Annotated in this window: 13 protein-coding genes and 1 pseudogene; 7 read left to right on the top strand and 7 right to left on the bottom strand. The window is 41.4% G+C overall.

Going from position 1 to position 10,623, the window contains the following annotated elements:
* Positions 1-227: helix-turn-helix domain-containing protein (locus tag I8752_RS20085; RefSeq protein WP_214434061.1), on the bottom strand; the 227-nt coding region annotated here is incomplete at its 3' end.
* Between the two features lie 65 nt (positions 228-292).
* Between I8752_RS20085 and I8752_RS20080 the strand changes: the two genes are divergently transcribed.
* On the top strand, positions 293-1,126 hold the full coding sequence (locus I8752_RS20080; RefSeq protein WP_225895777.1) for a tyrosine-type recombinase/integrase: 834 nt from the start codon (positions 293-295) through the stop codon (positions 1,124-1,126).
* Here I8752_RS20080 and I8752_RS20075 read toward each other — a convergent pair.
* Positions 1,123-1,317: a hypothetical protein gene (locus I8752_RS20075; protein ID WP_214434060.1), complete on the bottom strand. Its 195-nt coding sequence runs from the start codon at positions 1,315-1,317 to the stop codon at positions 1,123-1,125. The genes I8752_RS20080 and I8752_RS20075 overlap by 4 nt on opposite strands.
* A 191-nt stretch (positions 1,318-1,508) precedes the next feature.
* Between I8752_RS20075 and I8752_RS20070 the strand changes: the two genes are divergently transcribed.
* On the top strand, positions 1,509-1,907 hold the full coding sequence (locus I8752_RS20070) for a hypothetical protein (protein ID WP_214434059.1): 399 nt from the start codon (positions 1,509-1,511) through the stop codon (positions 1,905-1,907).
* A gap of 29 nt (positions 1,908-1,936) precedes the next feature.
* Here the strand turns inward: I8752_RS20070 and I8752_RS20065 are convergent, their stop codons facing one another.
* Entirely contained in the window at positions 1,937-2,263 is a 327-nt protein-coding gene (locus tag I8752_RS20065) for a hypothetical protein (RefSeq protein ID WP_214434058.1), read from the bottom strand.
* Between the two features lie 40 nt (positions 2,264-2,303).
* Between I8752_RS20065 and I8752_RS20060 the strand changes: the two are divergent.
* The 3 genes and pseudogenes from I8752_RS20060 to I8752_RS20050 form a co-directional block, all read left to right on the top strand.
* Positions 2,304-2,393 (top strand): annotated as a pseudogene (locus tag I8752_RS20060) (YkgJ family cysteine cluster protein); the annotation flags it as partial.
* Between the two features lie 95 nt (positions 2,394-2,488).
* The gene (locus I8752_RS20055) at positions 2,489-2,920 is read left to right on the top strand and encodes a TMEM165/GDT1 family protein (protein WP_214434057.1); all 432 of its coding nucleotides are present in this window, start codon (positions 2,489-2,491) and stop codon (positions 2,918-2,920) included.
* A 127-nt stretch (positions 2,921-3,047) separates the two neighbouring features.
* A complete protein-coding gene (locus I8752_RS20050) occupies positions 3,048-3,356 on the top strand; it encodes a TMEM165/GDT1 family protein (protein ID WP_214434056.1) in 309 nt (102 codons plus the stop codon).
* Here I8752_RS20050 and I8752_RS20045 read toward each other — a convergent pair.
* Positions 3,353-3,877, bottom strand: coding sequence for a MarR family winged helix-turn-helix transcriptional regulator (locus I8752_RS20045; RefSeq protein ID WP_214434055.1), 525 nt, complete (start codon positions 3,875-3,877; stop codon positions 3,353-3,355). The genes I8752_RS20050 and I8752_RS20045 overlap by 4 nt on opposite strands.
* 74 nt (positions 3,878-3,951) lie before the next feature.
* Between I8752_RS20045 and I8752_RS20040 the strand changes: the two genes are divergently transcribed.
* On the top strand, positions 3,952-4,881 hold the full coding sequence (locus I8752_RS20040) for an EamA family transporter (RefSeq protein WP_214434054.1): 930 nt from the start codon (positions 3,952-3,954) through the stop codon (positions 4,879-4,881).
* A gap of 147 nt (positions 4,882-5,028) precedes the next feature.
* On the opposite strand, the gene I8752_RS20035 is transcribed toward I8752_RS20040, so the two are convergent.
* Positions 5,029-5,520, bottom strand: a complete 492-nt coding sequence (locus I8752_RS20035; protein WP_214434053.1) for a hypothetical protein — start codon at positions 5,518-5,520, stop codon at positions 5,029-5,031.
* Positions 5,521-5,785: 265 nt separating this feature from the next.
* Here I8752_RS20035 and I8752_RS20030 point away from each other — a divergent pair, with 265 nt between their 5' ends.
* Positions 5,786-6,364 (top strand): DUF2808 domain-containing protein, encoded by a 579-nt coding sequence (locus tag I8752_RS20030; protein ID WP_214434052.1) that lies wholly within the window; start codon positions 5,786-5,788, stop codon positions 6,362-6,364.
* 101 nt (positions 6,365-6,465) lie between these two features.
* Here I8752_RS20030 and I8752_RS20025 read toward each other — a convergent pair whose 3' ends face one another.
* Both I8752_RS20025 and I8752_RS20020 read right to left on the bottom strand, forming a co-directional pair.
* Complete coding sequence (locus tag I8752_RS20025) at positions 6,466-9,051, bottom strand: GAF domain-containing protein (RefSeq protein WP_214434051.1); 2,586 nt, start codon at positions 9,049-9,051, stop codon at positions 6,466-6,468.
* Between the two features lie 601 nt (positions 9,052-9,652).
* Complete coding sequence (locus tag I8752_RS20020; protein WP_214434050.1) at positions 9,653-10,264, bottom strand: helix-turn-helix transcriptional regulator; 612 nt, start codon at positions 10,262-10,264, stop codon at positions 9,653-9,655.
* Positions 10,265-10,623 lie beyond the last annotated feature (359 nt).

The following is a 10,623-nucleotide window of genomic DNA, read 5'->3' as shown; positions in this document are numbered from 1 at the left end:
ACTCCCCAAGATTGACCTATATGGAAGTATGTTCGGTATTCTCTCCAATATTCTAATGTCATCAACAATTGGTCTTCTAAGCTTAATTTACCCGGTCGCCCTGTTTTCTGTTTTGTTCGATGAAGCGATCGCACTACCTCTAACATCTCGTTAAAAGTATCTGGACGTACACCACACAAGCGTTTAAAGTCTTCTGATTTCAGACTCTTTACCTGTTCGTAGGTCATAGATGCTACCCAACTCTATCCTACTTGTCTCACGCATCTAGGACTTTTGCAAGAGGTCTATTGAGTTGTGGCTGGTTGGGTTAAGCCAGACGACACGCGAACAATACAGGCGTGACATTCGGCAATTCAGAGCGTTCGCCAAGCTGGTTGACTTCCGTACCATCTCACCGTTAACCTTCATCGCCTACGCCCAACACCTAGAACAGACATACGCTGTTGCCACTACTCGCCGCAAGTTAGCGTCACTCTCTAGCTTCTGTTCGTTTGCTGTCCGTCTCGGTTTCCTCACTGCTAACCCTATGGTGGCTGTACGTAAACCAAAAGCATCGACCACGTTAGCTGGTAAAACTCTAACGCAGCAACAGGTATTCAGGATGCTTGACAGGACAGAAGATACCCGAAACCGTTGTATGTTGAAGGTGTTGTACAGTCTAGGTTTACGTGTTAGCGAGGCTGTAGGTTTACGCTGGTCTGACTTTACCGAGGTTAACGCCACTAAAATAACCGTCAGCGTGTTTGGTAAAGGTGGAAAATACCGCACGTTGGTTTTACCGTTGTCAGTTTGGAAAGAGTTAACCGAGTTGCGAACCACTCAGCAACACAACGGGGTTAATGACTACGTGTTTCAGTCATACAGCAACCGTCATCGTAAGCAGTCAGGTAAACAACTCGACCGTTGTAACGCATCGAAGATAGTTAAAGCCTGCGCCATTGCGGTTGGGTTAACATCGTTAGTCTCGGCTCACTTTCTACGCCACGCCTGTGCGAGTCATAGCCTAGCCAACGGTGCATCTATTCAACTGGTTAAGGAAACGCTAGGACACGCCAACATCTCTACAACCAACTGGTATTTAGAGGCTAACCCCGACGACTGCGCGTCACTGTACCTTAACGTTTAACTTTCCTCGTCGTTGGTATTAACCTCGTTCATTGTGACTTGTGTTGTAGCGTTACGCTCAAGCCATTCATTACAAATAGCCTCTAGTAATTGAGCCATTGTTAGCCGTCTATTCATAGCTTCAACTCTAAGTCTAATACGTAAAGACTCTGGGAAATGTCGCACTACCAATTGTTCTGGTTTGTTAGCCACGTCTATTTGTTATACAGTTATATGTGTTATGCTGTTATGCAGAAGCATTATACATGCCGCATAAAACCAGTCTAACTATATAGCTATGCCGACAGAAACCGATAACAACAGCATTGCTAAGTCTCAGCAAACCAACGTGAAGCCTAAGCGTAGGCAACGCCAACTATCTGCGCCACCCTCATCTACTGGCGATGGACGTAAAGTTGTTAACGTGGTTAGAAGAGTTTCCCCACGGGCGTTTCATTGTTGATGACAAGCCGTGTCAGTGGGTTGTTAGCAATAACCAGTCAACAACATCCACTTCCCAAACAGCGACGCTTACATCATCACAACTTCCCAACATTTCACCAGAATTTACCAACAATTTACCAACTATTAGTGATGGTATAGTCTCAAAAACGGTAGAAGCCTCGGCGGAAATGGGCGGAAGCGGTTTTACAGCCGAGGTGGTAGCCATGAAAACTGCGGTAGATGCGGCTCGTCAGCGTGGTTGTAGCGATACGAACATCATTACTGAGGTGTTGGGTTTTAGCGGACGGCGTTATGCAGAGGGTAAACGACTGCTCAAGATGTTGGAAACCGATGACTAACTATGCTATGATATGCTGTAACAGCAAACCTAAATATGAGGTGTAGCAATAGGTAGAGGTGGATATCGTGCCGGGGGTGGACGGAAGAAAGGAACACCAGCTAGCAACCGGAAGTATACAGATGTTGCTAATACCAGGGTTGCCCGTATACCTGTTGGTTTCGACGAGGTAGCAGCAGTTAACAACATCGAGCAATTGCGCGTGTTAGTCGAGACGTGGCAGGCACAAGCAGAAGAAGCCGCACGAGTCAGCAAGACGGGGATAACACCACGGACATATGACAAGGCGTTACTGCTGTTGGAAGAATTACGACAGATGTTACCTATGGCATCGGCTACGCGATAGGCTACTCTCATGCCTGAAACTAACCGGGGTGTGATGCTCTCAAGCCTTGTTGCCATTGACTGCTGTCGTCAGCAGATAGAAGGAGTATATGGCGATCGCAGTTTGGAAATCCTGCGTTTTAACCAAGCTGTTGGTTTGTAATCTATTGCGTTTTATGCAATGGGGTTGCTATTTATGACGACAATCTGAGAAAATGAGAAGAATATGAAAACTTCCTAGTAATAAAACTACTGCCTGTGAAACTTGACTCCGCACCTGTGAGCCTTTCTCGCACATCCCAGACTGAATATCAACCAGAATTCAAAGATGGCCTAGAATCTAACTTAACTACTGCTATTATTGAGCCACTCCAGCCTGTAGTTGCTGATAATCAAAAAAAGCAGGAATCAGCACTGGCAATTTTTGGTACTACTTTCATTACCATCTTTCTCGCAGAGATTGGAGATAAAACTCAGTTATCTACCTTGTTAATGAGCGCGCAATCTCATTCACCGTGGGTGGTATTTCTGGGATCTGCGGCTGCATTGGTAACTACTAGTTTATTAGGCGTGCTTTTAGGTAGTTGGATAGCTAACAAACTCAGCCCAAAAACCGTAGAAAAGTCAGCAGGGGTAATGTTGCTGTTAATTTCTCTAATGCTGTTTTGGGATGTATTCATTAGTCATTAGTCAGTTGTTAGTGGTCAGTTGTTAGAAGTCAGAAAGCATAAGGCAGAAGCAGTTATTAGTTCTTCCTTGTCTCCCTTGTCCCCCTTGTCCTCCCCTCCTCCCTCATCTCCCCACTCTCCTTAATTTTATGGATTGGCATCTTTTAGGTCTGAGCTTCGTTACAGTTTTTTTGTCAGAATTAGGTGATAAAAGTCAGTTAGCTGCTATCGCGCTTTCAGGCCGTTGTCAATCTCCACGGGCGGTATTTTTTGGCGCAGCAGGCGCGCTTTTGCTCACCAGTCTTTTGGGAGCATTAGCAGGAGGAGCTGTATCAGAATTATTACCTACACGTTTATTAAAAGCGATCGCAGCTGTCGGATTTGCCATCCTCGCCGCCCGCCTGCTTTTATTTAATAATGAAGCATCCCAAGAAAACATGAAAGATGAAGAGTTTTAACCCTCTGATTCAAAAGCTGATATAAGCATTCGCTTCAAAACTCGCTCCATCACGTTGACTTCTTCATCGTCTAGATGGCAACCAAAAAATTCTGAAATGGCCTCGGCATAAACAACCCACATTTTTTGCTGCATGGCTAATCCTGCCTCGGTCAAAACTGCAAAAGTGCCGCGTCTATCGCTCTTGCAAGGTTCGCGACGCAGAAGATCGTTACTCTCAAGGCGATCGAGCAAGCGGGTCAAATTGCTGCGACTTAATAGCACCATTACTGCTAAATCACTCAGGCGTACACGATAGTCTGGAGCCTGTTTGAGAGTCAGCAGTACATCATACCATTCCATTGACGGCAATCCAGCTTGAGAAAACCTGGACTCAATCCGCTCTAGCAGCTTAACCTGAGTCGTCAAAAACAGTCGCCACAAAGAGTTACGCAAATCGTCCAATTTTGGTTTGGTATCCATACCACTAGTATCCAAAAAATTAGTTGCATTTTCAACTAGTTGATGCTTATTTCGTATCATTGCAGATGCAACTATATCAAATGCAACTTTTAGATATACAAATAGTTGCTTCGATCTGCATATTGGAGTGTCAAATGACTCACAATGCTTTGGATACTGGATCTGAAGTCAATCGATCTTCCCAAGGTGTATCAGGGTTAGTGGCGATTGTACTGACAGTTATTTTATGGGCAGTCGCAGCGAACGTGGCGAATAGTTTGTTCTTGAAAGGAGTTTCTCCATTTGAGTTGGCAGGAGCAAGCGCCGTAATTGCTACGTTTGGTCTTGCTGTTCTGGATAGTTTTATTGGGCGATCGCAAGCTCAACGGATGAATCGCCAACAGTTTGGATTGGGACTGGTGCTAGTTGGCTTGGTGGGTGCGGACTACCTAGCAATTCAACGGTTGCCAGTTGCTGTTGCAATCGTGCTTCTATTTACGGCTCCGATTTTGGTTGTCCTGTGGACTGCTGTTACTTCCTGGTGTCTTCCTTCTCGCTTTGTGCTGATAGCTCTAAGCCTTTCAATAATTGGTGTTATCCTTGTTTCTAATTTATTTGCTGGTAGTATCGGACAGGTCAACTGGTTTGGGATTTTTGTTGGGTTAACCACGGCAGTATTTTTTGCTGCCTATATTTTGCTAAGTGAGCAGATGAGCGCCACAACCGAAACCATCGGTGTGATGTTAAAAACCTTTGCGGTTGCCAGTTTAGTTTGGATTGCCTATCAGCTAACTCAAGGAATACCCTGGACGCTGCTGGCTCCAGAGAATATTCTGCAAGTGCTTTACGTTGGGATAGCAGGTAATTTGCTGCCTTATCTGTTGTTTTTCTGGTGTATTCAACGGGTTCAAGCAGAACGAGCCGCGATCGCAGCTACCCTTGAACCAGCAATCGCCTCGGTACTGGCATGGATTTGGTTTGGTCAAACCCTGAATCTAGCCCAGATAACGGGTGGAATACTGATCGTTGTTGCCATTACCTGGATGCAATTCAAAACTGCCAGTCCAACGCTGCCTCATAACTAACAATAAGGAAATCAGAAATTGTCGTCATGTCTCATCTACTACATATCGATTTGCCCTGTTTTCTTTTGAATCTGCCAAATAAAATGCCTACTAGTTGAATTAATGGACTAGTAGGCATATTTTGGTTTGGGTTATTTGCGTTAAAAATTAAATTGGTTGCCGCCAGTACCAATTTAATAAAGCACCACCTGCTATTAATTTGACTGCTTCTAGTACAAAATAACTACCATGTAATAAATTCATCTGCGCTGGAATTGCAGATGCTGTTTCAAATAGGTTGAGATGAGTTCCTACAGCGCACATTTGCGGAGTGAGAAAATAGGTATCCAAGATAGCTATAGATAGCAGTATTAGCGATAGTACAATGCCGCTAAAATGCCAACGAGATTGGGTTTTTCTTAAAGCTAGTACGCCAGTCAATACTACAGCAGCAGATAATAATTCTATGCGATTAAAATTCCAAAAAATTGCATAACCTGCTGTAGTAAAACTTGCTTGACTCATCATACCAGAAAGGTAAAGACTAGGCATAATTACCCAATCTAAAACTACGCTTGCACTCAGCCAGAAACCCAAAGCAAACATGACAGCAGTTTGCCAAATTGGTCTCTTCAATTCAAAGGTAGAAAGAGTATTCATATAGATAATTGCTTGTGTCGTATTTTTAGTTTGTAACTTTGAGGGTATTTTGACAACATATATCAATTATCTTTTACAAACACAGTTGTAAACTCAAAAAGTAATGATTGTTATTTTTTTGATGAATTAATGCTAAATATTAAGTTTTTTGTAAAATATTTAAATTATTAAAATACGCATAATAGTAAGGGCGTAACACTTTGCGCTTTTGTTGAGTGTGATTGAGAAGTGTTATATTATCTAATGCTGTCATCTGGGTAGAGCAATGCGCCTGAGAATTTTGTGGGGCACAGCGATCGCAACTACAGCGATGATGGCAGGATATGCTTTCCAGCCGAGTCACGCAATTCAGTTACAAGATGGCACAGTATATTTTGCCGAACCACCGCGCCTCGTTGGAGCAACAACTACTTACAACGACGTTTATGTATGGGGTGCGACGTACTATTTTACCCTAAGTTTGCCAGAGAATGCGGGCGAACCATTGCAGAAGATAACGATTAACCAGCGCGAGGGAGCAGACTACATTCGCTTTGACCTCAAAGATAGTTTCGCTTTTGAGGGTAGCCGCTCGCACAAAGGACAAAAAATAGGATTGAGAGATGCGATAAGCGATCGCAAAACGCAAACAGTATCGCTAACATTCGATCCAGCAGTATCTCCGGGTACAACCATCACAATTGGTCTGAAACCAGTGCAAAATCCGACAATTTCAGGTGTCTATCTATTTGGAGTCACAGCTTTTCCTCCAGGTGAAAAGTCTCACGGTCAATTTCTCGGCTTTGGACGGCTGCAATTCTATAGCCGCGGTTTTGGCTATTTTCACTCTCCTTTTGGGTGGTAATTATGGAAACGAGAGGGATGAGGAAGTTGGGGGAGCAGGAGGAGAATAATAACTTTTAACTCCTGCCTACTGACAACTGACAACTGACAACTGACAACTGACTACTTCTCATTAAACGTCCAAACACCATCATCCCAATCAAAGTCTGTTGGAGGTGATTGCAACCAATGCTGACAACGTAAAAGATGCAACATTGCAGCTTTATCTTGGTTGTCAGCTGCTAAAACTAGGGCAAATTCAGCTCTGGCACGGTTAAAATCGCGTTTGAGGTAATATTCACGGCCTTTGTGATAATGTTCAATAACTTGTAATTTTTCGCTACTAATTGGATCGGAACGCAAACCTACCAGTTCGTATATAGATACTGGCTCATTTCTACCTTTGACGCGAATGAAATCTAGTTCTCTAGCCCAAATATTCTCTTGGCATGGATGAAAAGTGTTCTGACTGATAATAATGTCACAACCGTACTGTTTACTAACACTTTCTAGCCGAGAACCAAGGTTAACACCATCGCCAATAGCAGTAAATTCCATTCGCTTACTAGAGCCAATATTGCCACTAATTACAGTATCGGAATTGATCCCAATACCAATATTAATTCTGGGTTTATTAGCTGCATAACGACGATGATTAAATTCAGATAAGCGATAGCGCATTTCTAATGATGTTTGTACTGCCATCCAAGCATGTTCTTCTAATGGTAGAGGCGAACCAAACACAGCCATGATGGCATCACCGATGTATTTATCAAGTGTACCTTTATGTTTAAAAACTGCTTCTACCATTGATTCAAAATATTCATTGAGCATACTCACCACCTCTTCTGCTTCCAGGTTTTCCGTCAAAGTGGTGTAACCGCGAATATCAGAAAATAAAATCGAAACTTCTTTGCGATCGCCTCCTAATTTAGCATCATCTAATTTCAATAATTCTTCTGCTAATTCCTGAGTCATGTAGCGATACATGGTACTTTTAAGACGCTTTTCATCACTGATATCTTCCATGACAACAAGTGCGCCTCGCACTTGTTGATGATCGCTGGCATCAGCAATTGAGTTAATTGATAAATTAATACTATGCTGTTCTGGGCCGCTACTCACAAGCGTGCGATCTGGATAATATTGCTGACGGCATTTTAAGTCGGTTCCATGCAAAGCATTCTGAAACCACTTGCTAAAGTTGCCTTCTTTAATCGCGATCGCATCACTAATCAATTGACCTTCTAAACGGTCTTCAGATTCTAATCCTAATAAGCGTTTAGCACTTTCATTAGCCGCAATAATTGACCCTGATTTATCAGTGGAAATCACACCATTGGAAAGACTACGCAAAATGTCTCGCTGCATTTGCTCTTGTTGCTTAACAGTGGCGAACAACTGAGCATTTTGTAATGCTACCCCTGCTTGAATATTAAAAGCTTCCATGAACTCTTCATCATTGCGGTCAAAACTAGCTTGGAAGCAATCGGGAGCTTTCGGCCAACAAGCCGGATCGTAAGCAGGAAAATCTCCTGATTTTTTTTTATTTACTAGTTGAGTAACGCCAATCAATTCTTGGTCGGCGTTAAACACTGGCATACAAAGTAAACTACAGGTACGATAGCCATTTTGCTGATCCAGTTGTTTAGCAGTTTCCGAGTCAGCATGGTCATATAAGTCAAAGGGAATATTTAGTTTTTTCCCAGATGCCGCGACGATACCAGCAAAACCCTTACCTATCGGTACTCGTAGTTCTTTGGTTGAACCATCATCTTGGGTAATTTTTGTCCACAATTCATGGCTATCGCGGTCTATAAGCCATAAGGTACTGCGATCGGCATTCATCAATTCCTTGGCTTCATCCATGACTCGCTTTAAGGTATCTTCTAAGTCAAGACTGCTTTGACTGAGAGATTTAATCGCTTTCATCAATGCTGCTACCGCTCTTTGCTTTTGCGTAGCCATATAAAAGGAGCGGGATGACTCTAAAATCAAACGAATTGAAGGCGCAAATTCCTGAAATAATTGTTCGTCAGCTGCGATAAAGCCGATAGTATCAATGCGCTCTGATAGTGGAGCCTCTGGATTGGGGATCGGTTTTAATTTATTGAGTAATTGCACCACTGCTACTAATCGTCCTTGTTCGTTCAGTAGCGGCAAAGCTAGCATTGTATAGGTGCGGTAGCCAGTTCTTTTTTCTTGCTGTTGAGCAAATACTGAACGCGGATCGTTATAAAAATCAAAAGGAATATTAATTACTTGTTTGAAAGTGGCAACTTCACCAGCAATGCCTTTATCTGCTGGAACGCGAATTTCTGGAGAGCGATCGCCTTCTCCCTCAGCTACAATTGACCAAAGTTCTTGTTTTTCTTCATCTAATAAAAAGATAGTTGTCCGGTCTGCTCCTAATAATTCTCCAGTTTTTAAGGTAATTGAGTGCAACATTTCTTGCAATATTGTCTCAAATCCATGAGAATCCAACATTGACAGAGTTTGATGAACAATCTGTAATTTTTGCTCAACTTCTGTGACAACTTGTTTAAATGTATCCTGAGTCAGGGGAGCAAGAAACGTAGATATAGTTCCCTTTCTTCGGGCAAGAGCACCCATAGGGGCAGAATTTGGTTGCAAGTGGCGACTTTCTTGGTTATTAACACCAATAATCAAATCAGCGGTCTCGCCAAAACTACGTTTATGCACTGACATAAGTAATTTTTGATATAGCAGGTTTAGAAGTTAGAAATAATTAACAATGTCATTAAAAATATCTAAGTGTTGTTTTTAGCAACAATCGATTGACACTAACCACAGTGTAATCGCTTGTTGAGCTAGCGTCATCCTAGCTCCACTACTTGTCTTTCACAATCCCTAGTTTGCCTGAGAGATAGCAATGATAGACAAATAATAGTCAGTATTATTGCGATGTTCTCTACCTGGAATCAAACTAAAATCAAGGGATAATCCTCTGTAATAACTCTATGCAGAGTAAAATTGTCAGAAGCTCAAAGGAAGGCTGGAAGAATTCCCAAGTCCAGAATAGCTGACATCACAGTTAGCTTTGTAGGTAATTATTGCGCTGCTTACTAAAAAATGTTCCCGAAAGTTAGGAATTTTGAAGTATTCAAACTATTACACTGGGCAAATGCTGTTATAAAATAGAAAAACATGACCTGCGATCGCCTGAATCGGTATGATTCGATATTGAAAATTTGTCGATTGTCTTATCTTACCTCTTAATTTCTGCTTCGATTGATGATGCTTAATTAACCAATAAATACTATTTTCTAAAAAAAATTAAGTTCTCATATTAGTGATGATTGGCTAAAAAATATTGTCGCTTTGCATGAATATTTTTCATATGTTTTTTCACTGTATTTAAGGTAATATAAAGCTTGGCAGCCATCTCTTTACAACTATAATTTTCTCGATATAAATACCATATTTCCGCTTCTCGCGATGTTAATTCATATTTTTTGATTTCTGCGATCGCAGTATTTTTCAAAGACTCATATCGATTTTCAATTGTAACTAACAAACAAGAAAGCTGGAATTTATCTAAATATAACAATCTTACCCGGATGTGGAAAATAGTTGATTTATCAAGGGCAATCTCATCAGACAACATCATGAGCCGTGGAGAAAGCAAACTTCGGCTATCAAGTAGGGATTGGCAAAGATCCCAAATAGCTGACGGGACGAAATGAGAGTTATAATTAGCTTGATTTAACTGATAACAGATGTGGTAAGCAACTGCATTAGCATGAACGAGTTCTCCAGTTTCAGTAACAATTAAAATACCATCTCCTAATCCTTCTAAAACTTCTTGCAAAAAAGCAGCTTGTTGCAAAGTATGTAATTTCACACTAGGCTGTTGTGGTTTAATTGCTGTTTGTGTCAATGTCTTGGTGAGGGCAATCATATTAGTTCCTGCAATTTTGACAAGATGGCTGATAACTACACAGATACAGCATTAAGATTTATACACCGTTAAAATAATCACAATAACCAAAGTAGCTATTTTTAATAGGTATAAAATTTAAACCTAAAAATTGCTATTAACGATTATTTTTACAGCTTTATAGACAACACGATTTAAATACAACCTACATTCCGCACCTGAAAGTGCCACAAAAGAAATGATAGGGAATATGTCCGCTAGTTTTTAATAAAAAACCAAAGTAATAAGGTATGGAAAGTCAAAAATCAAGCTGAAGTTGAGAAAAAAATGGATGGTTATAAAAAATACTGCATAAAAAAGTAGAGTTACTGAAAATAGAG

Source organism: Dendronalium phyllosphericum CENA369 (assembly GCF_016056275.1).
GTDB lineage: Bacteria > Cyanobacteriota > Cyanobacteriia > Cyanobacteriales > Nostocaceae > Dendronalium > Dendronalium phyllosphericum.
The sequence above is the reverse complement of the archived record's forward strand: the minus strand, read 5'-3'. Positions and strand labels throughout refer to the sequence as shown.

Coding starts and splice junctions, on each gene's coding strand:
- I8752_RS20070 (WP_214434059.1), top strand. CDS start 1,509: ATGGACGTAAAGTTGTTAACGTGGTTAGAAGAGTTTCCCCACGGGCGT.
- I8752_RS20065 (WP_214434058.1), bottom strand. CDS start 2,263: ATGAGAGTAGCCTATCGCGTAGCCGATGCCATAGGTAACATCTGTCGT.
- I8752_RS20050 (WP_214434056.1), top strand. CDS start 3,048: ATGGATTGGCATCTTTTAGGTCTGAGCTTCGTTACAGTTTTTTTGTCA.
- I8752_RS20045 (WP_214434055.1), bottom strand. CDS start 3,877: ATGATACGAAATAAGCATCAACTAGTTGAAAATGCAACTAATTTTTTG.
- I8752_RS20040 (WP_214434054.1), top strand. CDS start 3,952: ATGACTCACAATGCTTTGGATACTGGATCTGAAGTCAATCGATCTTCC.
- I8752_RS20035 (WP_214434053.1), bottom strand. CDS start 5,520: ATGAATACTCTTTCTACCTTTGAATTGAAGAGACCAATTTGGCAAACT.
- I8752_RS20030 (WP_214434052.1), top strand. CDS start 5,786: ATGCGCCTGAGAATTTTGTGGGGCACAGCGATCGCAACTACAGCGATG.
- I8752_RS20025 (WP_214434051.1), bottom strand. CDS start 9,051: ATGTCAGTGCATAAACGTAGTTTTGGCGAGACCGCTGATTTGATTATT.
- I8752_RS20020 (WP_214434050.1), bottom strand. CDS start 10,264: ATGATTGCCCTCACCAAGACATTGACACAAACAGCAATTAAACCACAA.